Here is an 18,080-nt window from a genome sequence, read left to right on the forward strand (position 1 = left end):
GAGTGCGAGGTGTCCGGTGCCGCGGAGGTCGACGGGCTGAAGTCCATGGGCTCCTGGCTGCGTGGGCACGGGCACCTGTCGACCGCCGAGGCCGCGCGGGTGGTGCGCACCGGGCGAGCGCTTCAGCACCTGCCCGGGATGACCGCCGCGTTCGCCGCCGGTGCGGTGACCGCCGAGCAGGCCGGGCTGATCGCCCGGGTGACCGAGCCGGAGCAGCTCGCCCGCGCCGCCGAGCAGGGCGTGGATCTGGGTGCGGTGGACACCGTGCTCACCGACATCGCTCGCGAGCGGCCGCACGCCGACACCGCCACGGCGGTGCACCACTACCTGGACCGGCTGGATGCCGACGGGCCGGAGCCCGATCCCACCGAGGGGCGCCGGCTGGTCATCGCCCGGCACGCCGACGGCAGCATCACCGGCCGATTCGACCTGGATGCGGTGGGTGGGGAGAGGCTGCAGGCGGCGCTGGAGGCGGTGCAGGCCGGGCGGTGTGCCGGGGATGAGCGCACCAGGGCGCAACAGCTGGCCGATGCGCTGGTGCAGCTGGCCGACAACGCCCTGGCCTCCGGTCAGCTGCCGACGCTGCGCGGGCACAAGCCGCAGGTGATCGTCAAGATCGGCATCGGCGACCTGGCTGGCCCGCAGGTTGGCCGCGGTGCCGCCGAGACGGGGTTCGGCGCCACCATCTCCGCCGCCCGGGCCCGCTGGATCGCCTGCGACGGGGCTGTCACCCGCATTGTCATGGGCCCGGACGGGGTGCCGCTGGACGTCGGCCGCAGCGTGCGGCTGGTGCCACCGCACCTGCGCCGCGCCGCCGAGGTCCGCGACGGGGGCTGCGTGTTCGCCGGCTGCGGCGCCCCGACGCACTGGTGCGACGTGCACCACCTGATCGCCTGGATCAACGGCGGCGAGACCAGCCTGGACAACGCCGCCCTGTTGTGCGAGCGGCACCACACCAAGGTCCACCACGGCTTCCGCGTCGAGCGACAACCCGACGGCCGATGGCGCACCTGGCGACCGGATGGCACCGAGATCCTGATCGGACCCCAGCGGACCGGGCCACCGCTCACCACCGCCGCCTGATCCCGACACCATCCCGCCGTCACCCAGCCAGTAGCCGACCGATGCCCACCTCCGGACACCGCTCGGCTGCCGGCTGCCCGCGTGCGGGAGAGCGAGGGTCAGCTGCCGTCGAGGTACCGCCAGGCGCCGTCCTCGCGGACGAACCGGCTCGTCTCGTGCTGGCTGCCGGTCTCGCTCTCGTGCCGGTACCAGGCCCGGAACTCGACCGTGCCCTCCGCCGCGAGCAGCCCGTCGCCGGTGGTGGCGAGCACGTCGAGGCCGGTCCAGCGCACGGTCGGGTCGAGCTGCAGCGACGGCGGGCGGGTCGAGGGGTGCCAGGTGGCGAGCAGGTACGCCGGGTCGCCCACGGCGAAGGCGCTGTACCGCGAGCGCATCAGCTGCTCGGCGGTCGCCGCCGTCGCGGTGCCGTCGTGCAGTCGGCCGCAGCACTCCGCGTAGGGCAGCCCGGTCCCGCAGGGGCAGCGTCGAGGGGCCATGCCTGCGAGTCTCTACCGTTCGCAGGATCCGGCCCGGCAGCAGGGGGGGACCACGTGCGACACCTGTCCGCGCCACTGCGGGTCGGGCCGGTGACGCTGGCCAACCGCATCGTCTTCCCCGCCCACCTGACCAACTACGCCGTCGACGGCGGGTTCACCGAACGGCACGCCGCCTACTACGCGGCCCGCGCGGCCGGCGGCGCCGGGCTGGTCGTCACCGAGGAGCTCTCGACCGACCCGGCTGACCGGCCCTACGAGAAGCTCGTCCGCGGGCACGACCCCGCCGTCCTGCCCGGCATGCGGCGGGTCGCCGACGCCGTCCACGCGCACGGCGTGCCGGTGTTCGCCCAGGTCAACCACAACGGCGGGCAGTCGGACTCGGTGCATACCCGCATGCCGGTCCTCGCCCCGTCCCCGGTGGCCGACCCGCTGTTCCGCGAGGTGCCGCGCGAGGCCGGCACCGCTGACCTGGCCCGGCTGGTCGCCGGGTACGCCGGCGTCGCCGCCCGCTGCGCCGCCGCCGGGTTCGACGGCGTGGAGGTGCAGGCTTCGCAGTCCTCGCTGGTCCGCCAGTTCCTCTCCCGCGCCACCAACCGGCGCACCGACCGCTACGGCGGCCCGCTCGAGTTCCGTGCCCGCTTCCTCGTCGAGGTGCTCACCGCCGTCCGGGAGGCGCTGGGCCCCGGCCGCGCCCTCGGCGTCCGGCTGGCCGACGAGCAGGGCCGCGACGGCGGGACGACCCTCGCCGAGGCCGTGGCCACCGCGCGACTCCTCGCCGACCGCGGGCTCGTCGACCACATCAGCACCACCGTCGGCGTCGCGACGGCAACCCTGGACCGCGTCGTCCCGCCGATGACCACGCCGCCCGGTTACGCCCGCTACCTCTCGGCGGCGATCCGGAGCGCGGTCGACGTGCCGGTGATCGGCGTCGGCCGCTTCCTCACCCCCGCCCAGGCCGAGCGCGCGCTGGCCGACGGGGACTGCGACCTGGTCGGCGCCGTCCGGGCGCAGATCGCCGACCCCGAGTTCGCCGCCAAGGCGCTGGCCGGGCGGGACGGCGAGGTGCGCCGCTGCCTCGGTTGCAACCAGGAGTGCGTCGGCCGGGTCGGCCTGAACCGCCCGCTGGGCTGCGTGACCAACCCGCGGGCCGGCCGGGAGGCGCCACTGCCGGTGCCGCAGCGCCGGCGGCGGGTGCTCGTCGTTGGCGGTGGACCCGCCGGGCTGCGCGCCGCGGCCACGGCCGCCGCCCGCGGGCACGCGGTCACCGTCTGGGAGCAGGCGACCGACACCGGGGGAGCGCTCCGGCTCGCGGCGTCCGCCCCCGGCCGGGAGGGGCTGCGCCCGCTGGTCGACGACCTCGCGGCCGAGTGCGCGCGGACGGGAGTGGTGGTCCGCACCGGCGTGCGCGCCACCGCCGACGCGGTGCGGGCGGAGACCCCCGACGTCGTCGTCCTCGCCACCGGCGCCCGCCCGGTGCGACCGGACTGGGCAGGGGCCGGCGACCGGGTGGTCGACGTCCGCGACGTGCTCACCGGCGCGGTCGAGCCCACCGGCGACGTCCTGGTGGTCGACGACCTGGGCGCCACCGCGGCGACCTCGGTCGCCGAGCTGCTGGCCGCGCGCGGCTGCACGGTTGAGGTGGGCACGGCGGCGCTGGTCGTCGGCCAGGACCTCGGCCCCACCCTCGACCGGCCCGGCTGGGAGCGGCGGGCCGCGGCCCTCGGCATCCGGCGGACGACGGAGCGGCTGGTCACCGCCGTCGACGGCCGCACCGTGCGACTGCTGCACCACCCGACCGGCGCGGTCGAGGAACGCACCGTCGACTGGCTGGTCGTCGCGACCGCCCCACGGGCGGACGACGGGCTGTGGACCGCGTTGCGCGGCAGCGGCCTGGAGGTGCACCGGGTCGGCGACTGCCTCGCCCCGCGCCGCGCCGGCGCGGCCACCCTGGACGGGGACCGGGTGGGCCTGGCGGTCTGACTACCGTGGCGGCGGTGAGCACGCTCGCCGGCGCCACCTGGCCCGACCTGTCCGAGCGTCCGCTGCTGCTGGTGCCCCTCGGCGCCGTCGAGCAGCACGGCCACCACCTGCCGCTGGGCACCGACACCGCCGTCGCCTGCGCGGTCGCCGAGGCCGCCGTCGACGACCTGGACGGCGCTCTGCTCGCCCCCGCACTGGCCTACGGCGCCAGCGGCGAGCACGAGGACTTCCCCGGCACCGTCTCGATCGGCACCGAGGCGCTGACCGGGCTGCTCGTCGAGTACGGCCGGTCGGCGTGCCGCTGGGTCGGGCGGCTGGTGCTCGTCAACGGCCACGGCGGCAACCTCGACGCACTGGGCACGGCCGGCGCCAAGCTGCGGGCGGAGGGGCGCGAGGTGGCCTGGTTCCCCTGCGGTGTCGCCGGCGCCGACGCGCACGCCGGACGCACCGAGACGTCACTCATGTTGCACGTGGAACCCGAGAGGGTCCGCGGGGATCGAGCGGTGGCGGGGGAGACCACGCCGATCGCCGAGCTGCTGCCGCGGCTGCGCGCCGAGGGGGTGCGCGCGGTCAGCCCGACCGGCGTGCTGGGCGACCCGGCCGGCGCCTCGGCCGAGGAAGGCGCGGAGCTGCTCACCGGGATGGCCGGGCGGCTGGCCGCCGCCGTCCGGGCGTGGGACGTCGACCCCGCCGGCCGGCTGCGCGGCTGACGGAACCGCACCGGCCGCCCGGGGTTATCGTCCGACGCATGGGGTCCCCGTCCGGCTGGCTGGTCGTCGTCGACTACCAGGAGGTCTTCCGCGATCCGACCTCGCCGTGGACGACGCCGCGCTTCGACGAGGTCCGGCCGCGCATCCGCTCGCTGGTCGAGGCCTTCGGCGAGCGCGTCGTGTTCACCCGCTTCGTCGTCCCGGACGAGCCGACCGGCGCGTGGGCCGACTACTACGCCAAGTACGACTACTTCACGCAGGCGCACGCCATCCCGCTGTTCCAGCTCAGCGAGGACCCGGGCGGCCGCCCCGTCGTGGATGCGCCGACCTTCGGCAAGTGGGTCCCCGAGGTCGCGGAGCTGGTCGGCGGCGGCCCGGTCACCGTCGCCGGGGTGGCCACCGACTGCTGCGTGCTCTCCACCGTGCTGCCCGCCGCGGACGCCGGCGTGCTCGTGCGGGTGGTCTCCGACGCCTGCGCCGGCGCGAGCGACGAGGCCCACGACGACACCATGCGGATCCTCGGCTGCTACGCGCCCCTGGTCGAGGTCACCACGACCGCCGAGGTCCTGGCCGAGGCATGAGCGCCGGGCCAGCGGTCGCCGTCCCCCCGCGCGACCGGCTCCCCGACGGCGCCGCCGTCCTCCTGGACCCCCGCGTCCGCCGCCGCGACGGCGGGACGACGCTGCTCGGCGGGTCACCGCTGCGGCTGGTCCGCCTGCAGCCCCGCGCCCGCGACCTGCTGCGCACCGACCGGCTCGTCGTCCGGGACACCGCCACCGCCGTGCTGGCCGCCAAGCTGCTCGACGCCGGTCTCGCCCACCCCGAGCCGGACGGCGCCCCGGCGGGGCGGCTCACCGTCGTCGTCCCGGTCAGGGACCGCCCGGCCGAGCTGGCCCGGCTGCTCGCCGCCGTGCGCGCCGACCCCGACACCGCCGCCGTCCCGGTGGTCGTGGTGGACGACGGCTCCGCCGATCCGGCCGCGGTGACGGCGATCGCCGGCCGGCACCGTGCCCGGGTGCTGCGGCACGCCACTGCCCGCGGCCCGGCCGCCGCCCGCAACGCCGGCCTCCGTGCGGCGACCACGGACCTGGTCGCTTTCCTCGACTCCGACTGCGTGCCGCTGCCGGGCTGGTCCTCGGCCCTGGCCCGGCACGCCGCCGACCCGCGGCTGGCGCTCGTCGCCCCGCGGATCACCGCGCTGCCCGCGGACGGCGGCGGCTGGGTCGAGCCGTACGAGGCCACGGTGAGCGCGCTGGACATGGGCCCCCGCCTCGCTCCGGTCGCCCCGGGGACGGCGGTGTCGTACCTGCCCAGCGCCGCGATGGTGGCCCGCCGGGACGCCCTCGGCGACGGGTTCGACGAGTCGATGCGGGTCGCCGAGGACGTCGACCTGGTGTGGCGGCTGGTCGCGGCCGGCTGGCGGGTGCGCTACCAGCCGTCGGCCGCCGTCGCCCACGAGCACCGGGCGGCGACCGGGGAGTGGCTGCGCCGCCGCTTCTTCTACGGCACCGGCGCCGCGCTGCTCGCCGCACGGCACGGCGCCGCGGTCGCGCCGCTGGTGGTCGCGCCGTGGTCGGCGGCGGCCTGGGCGCTGGTGCTGACCGGGCGCCGCTCCGGCGCACTGGCCTGCGCCGCGGTGCTCGCCGGCGCCACCGCCCGCCTGGCGTCCCGGCTGGCCCGCCCGGGGGACCGCGCGCCGGTCGGGCTGGCCGCGGGGCTCGTCGTGCGGGGCAGCGCCGCGGCGGGGAAGACGCTGGCGCGCAGCGTCACCCGGCACCACTGGCCGGTCGCGCTGGCCGCCGCCGCGGTCTCCCGACGCGCCCGGCGCGCGGTCGCCGCGGCCGCCGTCGCCGACGCCGTCCTCGCCTGGTGGCCGCACCGCGGACGGATCGGGCCGCTGCGCTTCGCCGCCGGCCGACGACTCGAGGACCTCGCCTACGGCGCGGGCCTGTGGACGGGGGCGCTGCGGGCGCGCGACCTCCGGGCGCTCCTGCCCTCCCGGCCTGCACCGATGCCGCCCTCCCCGAACGTGTCACGCCCCACCGGCTCCCTGGTGGAATCGCGGAACAGCGGTCACGATGGGCGGACGATGGACCCCGAGCCCGCGGACGACCACATGACGGCTGAGCCGTGACGACGGTGAACCCGTGGGTCGCGCTGCCCGACGGCCTGCCCGACCCCGCGCACACCCGCAGGCTGCGCGCGGCACACGAGGCGCTCGTCACCCGCTCCGGTCCCGCGGTCCCGGACCAGGTCCGCGCCGTCGTCTGGAACTCCTGGCGGCGCAGCCTCGGCAGCGGCGTCGACCCCGACGGCAACGCCCCGCCGGTCGACCTGCTCGACGACGAGCTGCTGGCCTACCGCGCCGCACACCCGCTGGCCCCGGTGCTCCCGGTGATCCGCCGGCTGCTGGTCGAGGACGCCGAGGCCGACCGGATGATCGTCGCGATCACCGACGCCGACGGCCGGATGCTGTGGGTCGAGGGCGACCGGCAGCTGCGCGCGCGGGCCGAGACCATGCACTTTGTCGAGGGGGCACGGTGGGCCGAGGAGGTCGCCGGCACCAACGCCCCGGGCACCGCGCTGGCCCTCGACCACGCCGTCCAGATCTACGGCAGCGAGCACTACCGGCGCCCGGTGCAGCCCTGGAGCTGCTCGGCCGCGCCGGTGCACCACCCGGTCACCGGCGTGCTGCTCGGCGCCATCGACGTCACCGGCGGCGACCACGTGGCCAGCCCCCAGATGCTCACCCTCGTGCGGGCCACGGTGGCCGCCGTCGAGGCCGAGCTGCGCTGGCTGCACCGCGAGGACGCCGCCCGGCCGGCTCCCCCGACACCGCGGCCGGCCGCCCGTCCCGCCCCACGGCTGGAGGTGCTCGGCCGGGAACGCGCCCGGCTGGTGCTGCCCTCCGGCCCGGCGGAGCTCTCGCTGCGCCACTCCGAGCTGCTGCTGCTGCTCGCCGAGGCAGCAGCCGGTGGCGGCGGGCGCACGGCCGAGCAGCTGGCCGCCGAGTGCCACGCCGGCGACGCGGCAGCGGTCACCGTCCGGGCCGAGCTGTCCCGGCTGCGGCGGCTGGTCGGCGCCTCCCTGCTCGGCTCGCGTCCCTACCGGCTGACCGGTCCGCTGGAGACCGACCTGGACCAGGTGCGCCGGCTGCTGGCCCGCAGCGCCGTCGGCCCGGCCCTGGAGCGCTACCCCGGCGCCGTCCTGCCGCGCTCGTCGGCGCCCGGCGTCGTCGCCGCCCGGGACCGGCTCACCGCCTCGCTGCGGCAGGCCGTGCTCGCCGCCCGCCGTCCCGAGCTGCTGCTGCGCTACACCCGGCTGCCCGAGGCCCAGGGCGACGCCGCGGTGTGGCAGGCCTGCCTGGAGTCCCTGCCGCCCGGCGCTCCGAGCCGGCCGGCCGTCGCCGCGCACCTGCACCGCCTGCGCCGGGCTCCCCGGGCGCCGCTGCAGTAAGGACCCCCGGTGACGGGCAGGAGGCCTGCTACTGCAGCGTCTCGGCGAAGAGCGGGACGGCGTTCTCCAGCGCGTACCGAGTACCCAGCGCCGACCCGCTGGAGAAGGCGTTGACCAGCGTCGGGTCCTCGAGCACCAGGGCGTTGCCCTGCTGCACCGACGGCAGCGACTGCCACAGCGGGTTGTCGGTGATCTGGCCGGCCTCGACGAAGATCGGGAAGACGACGGTCAGCGGCGCGTCGAGCAGCGGCACCTGCTCCTCGCTGATCGAGACGAAGAAGCTCTCGCCGGCGAGGTCCTGGATGGCGGGCGCGTTGGTGAACCCCAGCGCCTCCATGAAGTTGACGCGGGTGTCCCCGCGGACGTAGGCGCCGAAGCCCTCGGAGGTGTAGGCCCCGACGGCGACCTCGGTGCCGTCGAACTCGGGGTGGGCCGCCGCGGCCTCGGTGAACTGCTGCTCGACCTCGGCCTGCAGCTCGGCGGCCTGCTCCTCGCGGCCCAGCGCCTGGCCCACCAGGTCCAGCTGCTGCTGCCAGGTGGTCAGGTACGCCCCGACGCCCTCGGGCTGGCCGATGGTCGGCGCGATCGCGTCGAGCGCGTCGTGGCGCTCCTGCGTGGCGGGAGAGCGGGTGTCGAGGATGAGATCGGGCTCCAGGGCGGCGATCGCCTCCAGGCTGGGTTCCAGCGTCTCGATGATCTCGGGGGCCTCGTCGTAGCGGCCCTCGGCCCACGGGCCCACACCCTCGCCGCCGAAGGCCAGCCAGTCGCTGGCCCCGACCGGCTGCACGCCGAGCGCCAGCGCCGTCTCGGCGTCCGACCAGCCCAGAGCGACCACCCGCTGGGGCTCCTCGGCGACCTCCACCGGGCCGAACGCCGTCTCGACGGTCACGGGGAAGGCGCCGCCGTCCGAGGACCTGCCGGACGCGGCGGCGTCCGCCGCGGACCCGGTGTCGCCGGAGCCGCAGCCGGCGACCAGGACGGTGGCGGCGAGCAGGGCGGTGCCACGCAGGAACGGGCGGACAGGCATGAGCTCTCCTCTGAGTAGGGCAGGCTCACCTAACTACGCCCCCGGAGAGCCGCTCCACCCGGGTCCCCGTCGCGGTCGTCCCCGGAGTCCCCGCAACGGCGCTGCAACGGCGCTGCAACGTTGCTCTCGTGCCGCGACTGCGGACTCGTCGACCGCAAGAGTCCCGAGGCCGCGGGGACATTTGGCTCCGAACTTCGCACCTGCGGCAGTCGAACTGTCGTTATCCTCGGGTAAGCGTGGCCTAAGTCACGTGCCGATCGCCAGACTCGGCGCAGGTGCGGCTGTGTCCGGAGCCACACGCGACCCCTGCAGAGGAGCGGAGGAAACGGTGACCCAGATCAACGTGCGGGTGGACGGGGTGACGTACACCGACGACGTCGAACCCCGGACGCTGCTGGTGCACTACCTGAGGGAGCAGCTGGGGAAGGTCGGCACCGTCATCGGCTGCGACACCAGCAACTGCGGCGCGTGCACCGTCCACCTGGACGGCGCGGCCGTGAAGTCCTGCACCGTGCTGGCCGTCCAGGCCGACGGCGGCGAGGTGACCACCATCGAGGGGCTGGCACCCGAGGGCGGCGGCCTGCACCCGATGCAGAAGGCGTTCCACGAGATGCACGGCCTGCAGTGCGGGTACTGCACGCCGGGGATGATCATGGCCTCGGTCGACCTGCTCAAGGAGAACCCGGACCCGAGCGATACCGAGGTCCGCGAGGGCATCGAGGGCAACCTCTGCCGCTGCACCGGCTACCAGAACATCGTCCGCGCGGTGCAGCAGGCCGCCGGCGAGATGCGCGGCTCCACCAACGGGCACGCCTCCCCGGCCGAGGTCGACACCGCGGCCGCCCCGCACGTGGCGGCGCAGTCGTGAGCGGGCGCGCGAGCTCAGCAGTCGAGTCAGCAGAGTCGGTCAGCGCGCCGACGAGCGCCGGCGAGGAGGCACGATGACCGCCGTCGAGGACCGGGCCACCACCGAGGCGCCGGAGCGCGAGGTCGGCAAGGCCCGCCGCCGCAAGGAGGACGCCCGGCTGATCACCGGCCGGACCACCTGGACCGACAACATGGTGCTGCCGGGCATGCTGCACCTGGCCGTCGTCCGCAGCCCCGTGGCCCACGGCAAGATCACCAGCATCGACGTCTCGGCCGCCCAGCAGGCGCCCGGCGTGATCGCGGTCCTCACCGGCCGCGACGTCGCCGACGAGCAGGGCTCCATCCCGTGCGCCTGGCCGGTGACCCCCGACATGGTCAACCCCGGCCACCCGTCGATCGCGGCCGACGAGGTCAACCACGTCGGCGAGGCCGTCGCGGTGATCGTCGCCCGCAGCAAGGCCGCCGCGCAGGACGCCGTCGAGCTGGTGGACGTCGACTACGACCTGCTGCCCGCGGTGCTGGACATGGAGGAGGCGGTCGCCGAGGGCGCCCAGCTCACCCACGACCACCTCGACTCCAACCGCAGCTTCCACTTCGTCTTCGACGGCGGTGAGGCCGGCACCGGGACCGACACGGACGAGGCCTTCTCCTCCGCTGAGGTCGTGGTCAGCCGCCGGTTCGTCCAGCAGCGGCTGATCCCGGCGTTCATGGAGCCCCGGTCGGTCGTCGTCCAGCCGCAGGGCGACAACTACACGATGTGGTCCTCGACCCAGGTGCCGCACATCCTGCGGATCATGCTGGCGATGGTCACCGGCGTGCCCGAGCACAAGCTGCGCGTGGTCGCTCCCGACGTCGGCGGCGGCTTCGGCGGCAAGCTGCAGGTCACCCCCGAGGAGGTCATCAGCCTGCTGGTGGCCCGCCGGCTCGGGAAGCCGGTCAAGTGGACCGAGACCCGCAGCGAGTCGCTGATGACGGCGCACCACGGCCGCGACCAGATCCAGTACATCGACATCGCCGCCGACCGCGAGGGCAACGTCAAGGGCCTGCGCTGCCGGATCCTCGCCGACATGGGCGCCTACCTGCGCCTGGTCAGCCCGGGCGTCCCGGTGCTCGGCGCCTTCATGTTCAACGGCATCTACAAGTTCCCGGCCTACCGCTTCGAGTGCGACGGCGTCTTCACCAACAAGGTGCCCACCGACGCCTACCGCGGCGCCGGGCGTCCCGAGGCGACCTTCGCCGTCGAGCGGATCATGGACGAGCTCGCCGTCGAGCTGGGCATGGACCCGCTGGAGCTGCGCCGCAAGAACTGGATCGGGGCCGAGGAGTTCCCGTTCACCTCGGTGGCCGGGATGACCTACGACAGCGGCGACTACGAGGCCGCCACGCAGCAGGCCCTGGAGCTGTTCGGCTACGACGAGCTGCGCGCGGAGCAGCAGCGCCGGCGGGAGTCGAACGACCCGGTGCAGCTCGGCATCGGCGTCTCCACCTTCACCGAGATGTGCGGCCTGGCGCCCTCCCGGGTGCTCGGCTCGCTGTCCTACGGCGCCGGCGGCTGGGAGCACGCCTCCATCCGGATGCTGCCGACCGGCAAGGTCGAGGTGGTCAGCGGGGCGACCCCGCACGGCCAGGGCCACGAGACGGCGTGGAGCCAGCTGGTCGCCGACCGGCTCGGTGTGCCGTTCGAGGACATCGAGGTGCTGCACGGCGACACCTCGGTCTCGCCGCGCGGGCTGGACACCTACGGGTCCCGGTCGCTGGTGGTCGGCGGGGCCGCGGTGGTCAACGCGGCCGAGAAGGTCGTGGCCAAGGCCCGCCGGGTCGCCGCCCACCTGCTCGAGGCCAGCGAGGACGACCTCGACTTCTCCGGCGGGAAGTTCGCCGTCCGCGGCACGCCCGGCTCGGAGGTCTCCATCCAGGAGATCGCCCTGGCCACGTTCGCGGCGCACAACTTCCCCGAGGGCATGGAGCCCTCGATCGACGCGGACGCGACCTTCGACCCGGAGAACTTCTCCTTCCCGCACGGCACCCACCTCTGCGCCATGGAGGTCGACACCGAGACCGGCATGGTGAAGATCCGCAAGTACGCCTGCGTGGACGACGTCGGCACGATCGTCAACCCGCTCATCGTCGAGGGGCAGATCCACGGCGGGCTGGCGCAGGGCATCGCCCAGGCCCTGTTCGAGGAGGCCGTGTACGACGCCGACGGCAACCTGACCACCGGCAGCTTCGTCGACTACCTGGTGCCCTCGGCCGCCGACCTGCCGCACTTCGACACCGGCAACACGGTGCACGAGGCCCCGGGCAACCCGATCGGCGCGAAGGGCGTCGGCGAGGCCGGCACCATCGCCAGCACGCCCGCGGTGGTCAATGCCGCGCTGGACGCCGTCCGGCACCTCGGGGTGCGCGACATCCGGATGCCGCTGACCCCGGAACGGGTCTGGCGGGCACTGCAGGACGGCGGGGACGGCGGCGACCGCGCCACCGCCGGCACCAATGCCTACGGCGGGGCGCAGACCGAGACCACCGCCGGCGTCTCCACCCCCCAGTCCGCCCTCGGAGGTGACCGGTGATCTGCCGAGACGACGAAGGAGTCGAGCCATGATCCCCGCTGCGTTCGCGTACGCCCGTCCCACCACCGTCGACGAGGCCCTGCGGGCCGTCGCCGAGGGTGGCGAAGACGTCAAGATCATGGCCGGGGGCCAGTCGTTGATCCCCGTCATGCGGCTGCGGCTGGCCGCGCCGGAGACGGTGGTCGACCTGACCCGGGTCGCCGAGCTGCGCGGCGTCCGGGACGACGGCGACGCCATCGTCATCGGGGCCATGACGACGCACCACGACGTCATGACCGATCCGCTGGTGCTGCAGCACGCGCCGCTCATCGCCGAGGCGACCGAGACGGTGGCCGACCGGCAGGTGCGTGCCCGCGGCACCTTCGGCGGAGCGCTGGCCCACGCCGACCCGGCCGGCGACCTGCCGGCGGTGGCCCTCGCCCTGGACGCCGACTTCGTCATCGCCGGCCCCCAGGGGCGCCGGACGGTGCCGGCGTCGGAGTTCTTCGTCGACTACCTGACCACTGCGCTGGAGGAGGGGGAGCTGCTCGTCGAGATCCGCGTCCCCAAGCTGGCCGGTGAGTGGGGGATGCGCTACGAGAAGTTCAACCGCGTGGCGCAGGCGTGGTCGATCGTGGCGGTGGCCGCGGTCGTCCGGCGGGAGGACGGGCACATCGCCGAGGCGCGGATCGGGCTGACGAACATGGGCTCGACGCCGCTGCGGGCCAGCGCGGTCGAGGCCGCGCTGGCCGGTGCCGAGGCCAGCCCCGAGACGATCGCCTCGGCGGCCCGGTCGGCCGCCGAGGGGACCTCCCCGACGAGCGACCTCAACGCCCAGGCGGACTACCGGGAGCACCTGGCGCAGGTGCTCACCCGTCGCGCGGTGACGGCCGCCGTGGGGCTGTAGCTTGACGCAGGGCCCCCTTGCCCCCCAGCACTCGCAGTAGAAGGACCCCGTCCTCCGCACCGCTCGCAGGCTCGCAGGCTCGCAGCGAGCCTCTGGACGGGGCCGGCCCTGGACGGGGCCGCGCCTGACTCGGCCGGCCCGCCCCTCGTGGGTGGGCCGGCCGACCGCCGCACCTCGGAGGTAGCACCGTGCAGTTGGAGAACTCGTTCACCGTCCCCGTGCCGATCGACGAAGCCTGGCGGGTGCTGCTGGACATCGAGCGGATCGCGCCGTGCATGCCGGGCGCGGCCCTGGACTCGGTCACCGGTGACGACTTCACCGGCCGGGTCAAGGTGAAGCTGGGCCCGATCAACCTCACCTATCAAGGAAAGGCCTCCTTCATCGAGAAGGACGCTGACGCGCACAAGGCGGTCATCGACGGCCGTGGCAAGGACCAGCGCGGCAACGGCACCGCGGCCGCGCTCATCACCGCCCAGCTCAAGGCCGAGGGCGACACCACGCGGGTCGACGTCCTGACCGACCTGAACATCACCGGCCGGCCGGCCCAGTTCGGCCGCGGCGTCATGACCGACGTCGGCAACAAGCTGCTCGGCCAGTTCGCCGACAAGCTCGCCGTCCAGCTGGGTGCCGGAGATGCCGGGGCGACGGCGGTCGCTGCTCCGGCACCCGCGGAGAAGGCGACGCCGGCGAAGCAGGCCGCGGCCACGGCGGCGGGTGCCGCCGAGGAGATCGCCGCCTCCGTGGAGCAGGTGCCAGCGGACAACGCGGTGGCGGAGAGGACCCGCCGGACCGCGGCGGCGGCGAAGAAGACCGCAGCAGCGGCCACCGACGGGGTGTCGGGGGGCGACACCGCCCCCGCTGCGGCCGACGCCGCCCCGGCGGCGGGCGACACCGCGCCGGCCGCCGTCATCCCGCCGCCGCCGACCAGGACGGCCGCCCCGGCGGCTCCGGCGGCCCGGACGTCGGGTCCCGAGCAGGCCGAGCCCGAGCCGATCGACCTGCTCGAGGTCGCCGGCGGGGCCGCGCTGACCCGCTACGCCGCTCCGCTGGCCGGTGCCGCGGCGCTGCTGCTCATCGTCACGCTGGTCGTCCGGCGCCGGCGCCGCTGATCGAGGACCCCCTCCTCCCCGCCCCTCGCACGCTCGGGGCGGTGCCCTGGAGGGGGCCGAGGTGCGTGGGGACGGCGGGGTCGCCGGGGCGCGCCCCGACGACCCCGGCCAGCCAGTCGACCGCGGCCAGGGCCACGACGTCCGGACTGCGGCCCAGCGCGTGGTCGCCGGGGACGGCGTAGAGCGAGGCGCCGGGCTGCCCGGTCAGCACCGCCGCGAGCTCCTCCGGGCGGCCGAGCGCGTCCCGCTCGCCCTGCACGATCCCCAGCGGCACCGCCACGGCGGTCAGCTCGCCGGCGCGGCTGCGCTCGGGGCGGCCCGGTGGGTGCAGCGGGAAGGCCAGGCACAGCACGCCGTCCGCCTCGAGTCCGGCCGCCGTCCGGCAGGCCACCCGCGCTCCTGCGCTGCGGCCGCCGAGCACCAGCGGGCCGGTCAGCCGACCGCCGTCCCGGAGCGCGGCGAGCACCGCCGTCCAGCCCTCGTCCAGCCGGGGCGGTGCCGGCGCGATGCGCTTCCCGGCCACCCGCCAGGGCTGCTCGACGGCCAGCACCCGCCAGCCCGCGGCGACGGCACCGGCGGTGACGGCGACCAGGTCGGCCGACCCGGTACCCCCGCCCGCCCCGTGGCCGAGGGCCAGCGTCCCGACGACGTCGCCCGCGGGCTCGGTGGCGGTGACCCGGGCGGGACCGAGCGGGGTGTCGACCTGCCTCATGCAGGGAGTGCGAGGAGCGCCTCGACCGCGCCGGCCAGGTCGCCGGCGACGATCGCGGCGGGGTCGTAGACGGCCGGGTAGGCGCGCTCGGCGCGCGGGAACCAGGCGGCCGTCAGACCCGCCCGCAGCGCGCCGTGCACGTCCCAGCCGTGCGACGCGACCAGCGCCAGGCGGAACGGCTCGACGTCGCAGACCCCGGCTGCCCACAGGTAGACCTCGCGGGCGGGCTTCCAGGCCCGGATGACCTCGCTGGACAGCGACCGCTCCACCAGCGCGGCGACGCCGCCGCGCTCCAGCCCCGCCTCGGCGACGCCGGGGGAGCCGTGGGTCAGCGTCACCACCCGGACGCCGGCCCCGACCAGCCGGCGGAGCGCGGGCTCGACGTCCGGGTGCGGCGCGAGCTCGAAGAAGGCGCCGGCGACCTGCGACCGCTCGTCCGGGCCGAGGTCGGTGGCCTGCGCCAGCGCGGCGTCGAACGCGTCGCGGAAGCGGCACCAGGTGCCGGTCGTGGCGGCGGCGAAGCCGGTGAGCAGGGTGCGGGCGAAGACCGCCGGCAGCAGGTCGGCCGGCTGCCCGAGCTCGACCAGCGCGGCCCGCACGGGGCCGAGGTCGAGCAGCGTCTCGTTGACGTCGAAGGCGACGACCTCCGGGCGCCGCGCGCTCACGTCGACCGGCTCTCGTCGGTGTCGGCGCGGCGGGCCTGGCGGTGGTGGCGGACGTCCTTGGCCCGCTTGTAGACCAGGTAACCGATGCCCAGGGCGAAGGCGGCGACGACGGCGTAGTCGAGGTACTTGAGGTTGGCCTGCACGAAGTCGCCGGCCGCCACGCCGAGGCCGATCAGCACGCTGTTCCAGATCAGGCTGCCGGCGGCGGAGAAGAGCAGGAACTGCCCGAACGGCATGCGCACGACCCCGGCGGGGACGGAGATGAAGCTGCGCACGATCGGCACCATGCGGCCGAAGAAGACCGCCGAGCGCCCGTGCCGCTCGAACCAGGCGAAGGTCTTGTCGACGTCCGCGGTCTCCACGAGCGGCAGCCGGTCGAGGAACGCGTGCGAGCGGCGCGGGCCGAGCGCCCGGCCGACGTAGTAGAAGAAGATCGCGCCCAGGATCGAGCCCAGGGTGGCGAAGAGGACCACCGGCACGACCGAGAGCCGACCGTCGTTGATCAGCACCCCGGCCAGGCCGAGCACCGCCTCGCTGGGGATGGGCGGGATGACGGTCTCCAGCAGGATCGACAGGCCCACCCCCACGGCGCCGAGCCGCTCGACCAGGTCGAGCAGGAAGCCGGTGATGCCGCCTCCGTCGGAGGACGCGGCGGCGGCGAGCGCAGACATGCGCCCACGGTAACGGCGTCGTCTGGACGGGACCGGGCGGCGGCGGGGGTAGGTTCGCCACCCATGCGGCAGCGCTTCACCGCCCGGGCCGTCGTCGTCGGGGACCGCGCCGGCACGGTCGTGCCCGATGCCGCGGTCGACGTCGAGGACGGCACGCTCACCTGGGTCGGCCCGGCCGCCGACGCGCCGGACCCCGGGGACGCCGAGGTCGTCGCCGTCCCCGGGGTGCTGCTGCCGGGGCTGGTGAACGCCCACTCGCACGCGCCGATGGTGCTGTTCCGCGGGCAGGCCGAGGGGCTGCCGCTGGCGCGCTGGCTTCGCGAGGTGATCTGGCCGCGGGAGGCGCGGCTGACCCCCGAGGACGTCGAGGTGGCGATGACCGCGGCCTCGGCGGAGATGCTCCGCGGCGGGGTCACCACCAGCGTCGAGATGTACTTCTCGCCCGGGCGGATCGCCGCCGCCGTCGGCCGCACCGGCGCCCGCGCGGTGGTGGCCACCCCGCTGCTGCCGCTGCCCGGGATGCCGCCGCCGGCCGAGCAGCTGGCCGACGCGGTGACGCTGGCGACCTCCGCGCCCGGCGACGGCGCCGTCGAGTACGGCCTCGGCCCGCACGCGGCCTACACGCTTCCGCTGCCGGTGCTGCGCGACGCCGCGGCCGCCGCCCGGGAGCACGGCCTGCTGCTGCACCTGCACGTCGCCGAGACCGCCGGCGAGGGCGGGGACCTGCTGGCCACCCACGGGCTGTCGGTGCCCGCCCTGCTGGCCGCGCACGACGTCCTGGGCGGGCGGGTGCTGGCCGCACACAGCGTGCACGTCGACGACGGCGACCTGGAGCTGTGGCGGGAGTACGACGTCGCGGTGGCCCACTGCCCGGCGAGCAACGCCAAGCTCGCCAGCGGGATCGCGCCGGTGCGGGCGATGCTCGACCGCGGGATCCGGGTGGGCCTGGGCACCGACGGGCCGGCGTCCAACGACGGGCTGGACCTGCTCGCCGACGTCCGGCTGGCCGCGGGCCTGGCCCGGCTCCGTGCGGGCTCGGCCACCGCGCTGACCGCCGCCGAGGCGTTCTGGCTGGCCACCGGCGCGGCGGCCGATGCGATCGGGCGCCCGGACCTCGGCCAGGTCGCCGTCGGCCGGCGGGCGGACCTGGTGCACGTCGACACCCGCGACCTGCTGTTCGACCCGGTGCTCGACCCGGTCGACCTGCTCACCCACCTGGTCTGGTCGGGCACCTCGCGGCTGGTGCGCGACACCTGGGTCGGCGGGCGGCAGGTCGTGCGCGACGGCGTGTGCACGACGGTGGACGCCGACGCGCTGCGCGCCGACGTCGCCGACCGCGCCCGGCGCCTCGCCGGCGCCTGAGCGGAGCGCGCCCGAGCAGAGTGCCCCGGCGCTGGGGGCGCGCCGTGTTCCCCGCCCGCCCGGCGCCGCTCAGTCGAGGACGGCCACCGCCTCGACCTCGACCAGCAGGTCGGGCTCACCGAGGGCGGCCACGCCCAGCAGGGTGGTCGGCCGGATCGGATCGCCCCGGATCGCGTCGGCGGCGCGGGAGACGCCGGCGCCGAGGTCGGCGAGCTTCTCCGGCGACCAGTCGACGACGTAGACGGTCAGCTTGGCCACGTCGTCGAACGTGCCGCCGACGGCCGCGAGTGCGGTGGCCACGTTGCGGTAGGCCTGCTCGACCTGGGCGGCCAGGTCGCCGGCGCCGACCGGCCGCCCCTCGGCATCCCGGGCGACCTGGCCGGACAGGTACACCGTCCGGCTGCCCGAGGCGACGGCCACCTGCCGGTACATCTGCGGGGTCAGCAGGCCCGCCGGGTCGATCAGATCGACGCTCATGTCGTCCTCCTCCACTCATTCCATGACGG

General features: G+C 75.8%; 17 protein-coding genes. 11 read left to right on the top strand and 6 right to left on the bottom strand.

Going from position 1 to position 18,080, the window contains the following annotated elements; all coding sequences use genetic code 11:
- Window positions 1–1,083 (top strand): HNH endonuclease signature motif containing protein (locus BUB17_RS20275; protein WP_072920496.1); only part of this gene is annotated, 1,083 nt, incomplete at its 5' end.
- Between the two features lie 98 nt (window positions 1,084–1,181).
- Here BUB17_RS20275 and BUB17_RS20280 read toward each other — a convergent pair.
- The gene (locus BUB17_RS20280) at window positions 1,182–1,559 is read right to left on the bottom strand and encodes a YchJ family protein (RefSeq protein WP_072920497.1); all 378 of its coding nucleotides are present in this window, start codon (window positions 1,557–1,559) and stop codon (window positions 1,182–1,184) included.
- A gap of 54 nt (window positions 1,560–1,613) precedes the next feature.
- Between BUB17_RS20280 and BUB17_RS20285 the strand changes: the two genes are divergently transcribed.
- From BUB17_RS20285 to BUB17_RS20305, 5 genes are read left to right on the top strand one after another with little or no spacing between them, the layout of a single operon-like run.
- Window positions 1,614–3,539, top strand: a complete 1,926-nt coding sequence (locus BUB17_RS20285; protein ID WP_072920498.1) for a mycofactocin system FadH/OYE family oxidoreductase 2 — start codon at window positions 1,614–1,616, stop codon at window positions 3,537–3,539.
- A gap of 14 nt (window positions 3,540–3,553) precedes the next feature.
- Window positions 3,554–4,249, top strand: coding sequence for a mycofactocin biosynthesis peptidyl-dipeptidase MftE (gene mftE, locus BUB17_RS20290; RefSeq protein ID WP_072920530.1), 696 nt, complete (start codon window positions 3,554–3,556; stop codon window positions 4,247–4,249).
- Window positions 4,250–4,287: 38 nt separating this feature from the next.
- Entirely contained in the window at window positions 4,288–4,830 is a 543-nt protein-coding gene (locus tag BUB17_RS20295) for a cysteine hydrolase family protein (protein ID WP_072920499.1), read from the top strand.
- Window positions 4,827–6,383 carry a mycofactocin biosynthesis glycosyltransferase MftF gene (gene mftF, locus BUB17_RS20300; RefSeq protein ID WP_072920500.1) on the top strand — a complete coding sequence of 519 codons (1,557 nt, stop codon included), beginning with the start codon at window positions 4,827–4,829 and terminating at the stop codon, window positions 6,381–6,383. The genes BUB17_RS20295 and mftF overlap by 4 nt, the downstream gene beginning before the upstream one ends.
- The gene (locus BUB17_RS20305; protein WP_244277395.1) at window positions 6,380–7,705 is read left to right on the top strand and encodes a GAF domain-containing protein; all 1,326 of its coding nucleotides are present in this window, start codon (window positions 6,380–6,382) and stop codon (window positions 7,703–7,705) included. The genes mftF and BUB17_RS20305 overlap by 4 nt, the downstream gene beginning before the upstream one ends.
- A gap of 28 nt (window positions 7,706–7,733) precedes the next feature.
- On the opposite strand, the gene BUB17_RS20310 is transcribed toward BUB17_RS20305, so the two are convergent.
- On the bottom strand, window positions 7,734–8,732 hold the full coding sequence (locus BUB17_RS20310) for an iron-siderophore ABC transporter substrate-binding protein (RefSeq protein ID WP_072920501.1): 999 nt from the start codon (window positions 8,730–8,732) through the stop codon (window positions 7,734–7,736).
- A gap of 328 nt (window positions 8,733–9,060) precedes the next feature.
- Between BUB17_RS20310 and BUB17_RS20315 the strand changes: the two genes are divergently transcribed.
- From BUB17_RS20315 to BUB17_RS20330, 4 genes are all read left to right on the top strand, one after another.
- Window positions 9,061–9,600 (top strand): (2Fe-2S)-binding protein, encoded by a 540-nt coding sequence (locus BUB17_RS20315; RefSeq protein WP_072920502.1) that lies wholly within the window; start codon window positions 9,061–9,063, stop codon window positions 9,598–9,600.
- 73 nt (window positions 9,601–9,673) lie between these two features.
- Window positions 9,674–12,169 (top strand): xanthine dehydrogenase family protein molybdopterin-binding subunit, encoded by a 2,496-nt coding sequence (locus tag BUB17_RS20320; RefSeq protein WP_072920503.1) that lies wholly within the window; start codon window positions 9,674–9,676, stop codon window positions 12,167–12,169.
- A gap of 28 nt (window positions 12,170–12,197) precedes the next feature.
- Window positions 12,198–13,055 carry an FAD binding domain-containing protein gene (locus BUB17_RS20325; protein ID WP_072920504.1) on the top strand — a complete coding sequence of 286 codons (858 nt, stop codon included), beginning with the start codon at window positions 12,198–12,200 and terminating at the stop codon, window positions 13,053–13,055.
- Window positions 13,056–13,243: 188 nt separating this feature from the next.
- Window positions 13,244–14,164, top strand: a complete 921-nt coding sequence (locus tag BUB17_RS20330) for an SRPBCC family protein (protein WP_072920505.1) — start codon at window positions 13,244–13,246, stop codon at window positions 14,162–14,164.
- Here the strand turns inward: BUB17_RS20330 and BUB17_RS20335 are convergent.
- Genes BUB17_RS20335 through BUB17_RS20345 form a run of 3 tightly spaced genes read right to left on the bottom strand, consistent with a single transcriptional unit; the run spans window position 14,133 to window position 16,212 of the window.
- Window positions 14,133–14,876 (bottom strand): alpha/beta hydrolase family protein, encoded by a 744-nt coding sequence (locus tag BUB17_RS20335; RefSeq protein WP_244277396.1) that lies wholly within the window; start codon window positions 14,874–14,876, stop codon window positions 14,133–14,135. The genes BUB17_RS20330 and BUB17_RS20335 overlap by 32 nt on opposite strands.
- The gene (locus BUB17_RS20340) at window positions 14,873–15,541 is read right to left on the bottom strand and encodes an HAD-IA family hydrolase (RefSeq protein ID WP_072920506.1); all 669 of its coding nucleotides are present in this window, start codon (window positions 15,539–15,541) and stop codon (window positions 14,873–14,875) included. Before BUB17_RS20340 ends, BUB17_RS20335 begins: the two co-directional genes overlap by 4 nt.
- The gene (locus BUB17_RS20345) at window positions 15,538–16,212 is read right to left on the bottom strand and encodes a DedA family protein (RefSeq protein WP_072920507.1); all 675 of its coding nucleotides are present in this window, start codon (window positions 16,210–16,212) and stop codon (window positions 15,538–15,540) included. Before BUB17_RS20345 ends, BUB17_RS20340 begins: the two co-directional genes overlap by 4 nt.
- A 63-nt stretch (window positions 16,213–16,275) precedes the next feature.
- Here BUB17_RS20345 and BUB17_RS20350 point away from each other — a divergent pair, with 63 nt between their 5' ends.
- Complete coding sequence (locus BUB17_RS20350) at window positions 16,276–17,574, top strand: amidohydrolase family protein (protein WP_072920508.1); 1,299 nt, start codon at window positions 16,276–16,278, stop codon at window positions 17,572–17,574.
- 69 nt (window positions 17,575–17,643) lie between these two features.
- Here BUB17_RS20350 and BUB17_RS20355 read toward each other — a convergent pair whose 3' ends face one another.
- Entirely contained in the window at window positions 17,644–18,051 is a 408-nt protein-coding gene (locus tag BUB17_RS20355; protein ID WP_072920509.1) for a RidA family protein, read from the bottom strand.
- Window positions 18,052–18,080: the final 29 nt, after the last annotated feature.

The organism is Geodermatophilus obscurus, from assembly GCF_900143215.1.
In the GTDB taxonomy this organism is placed as follows: Bacteria; Actinomycetota; Actinomycetes; order Mycobacteriales; family Geodermatophilaceae; genus Geodermatophilus; species Geodermatophilus obscurus_A.

What these genes read in the sequence shown, in the direction of transcription:
- BUB17_RS20325 (WP_072920504.1), top strand. Translation starts at nt 12,198, where the DNA reads ATGATCCCCGCTGCGTTCGCGTACGCCCGTCCCACCACCGTCGACGAG.
- BUB17_RS20335 (WP_244277396.1), bottom strand. Translation starts at nt 14,876, where the DNA reads ATGAGGCAGGTCGACACCCCGCTCGGTCCCGCCCGGGTCACCGCCACC.
- BUB17_RS20310 (WP_072920501.1), bottom strand. Translation starts at nt 8,732, where the DNA reads ATGCCTGTCCGCCCGTTCCTGCGTGGCACCGCCCTGCTCGCCGCCACC.
- BUB17_RS20355 (WP_072920509.1), bottom strand. Translation starts at nt 18,051, where the DNA reads ATGAGCGTCGATCTGATCGACCCGGCGGGCCTGCTGACCCCGCAGATG.
- mftF (WP_072920500.1), top strand. Translation starts at nt 4,827, where the DNA reads ATGAGCGCCGGGCCAGCGGTCGCCGTCCCCCCGCGCGACCGGCTCCCC.
- BUB17_RS20320 (WP_072920503.1), top strand. Translation starts at nt 9,674, where the DNA reads ATGACCGCCGTCGAGGACCGGGCCACCACCGAGGCGCCGGAGCGCGAG.
- BUB17_RS20345 (WP_072920507.1), bottom strand. Translation starts at nt 16,212, where the DNA reads ATGTCTGCGCTCGCCGCCGCCGCGTCCTCCGACGGAGGCGGCATCACC.
- BUB17_RS20350 (WP_072920508.1), top strand. Translation starts at nt 16,276, where the DNA reads ATGCGGCAGCGCTTCACCGCCCGGGCCGTCGTCGTCGGGGACCGCGCC.
- BUB17_RS20295 (WP_072920499.1), top strand. Translation starts at nt 4,288, where the DNA reads ATGGGGTCCCCGTCCGGCTGGCTGGTCGTCGTCGACTACCAGGAGGTC.
- BUB17_RS20280 (WP_072920497.1), bottom strand. Translation starts at nt 1,559, where the DNA reads ATGGCCCCTCGACGCTGCCCCTGCGGGACCGGGCTGCCCTACGCGGAG.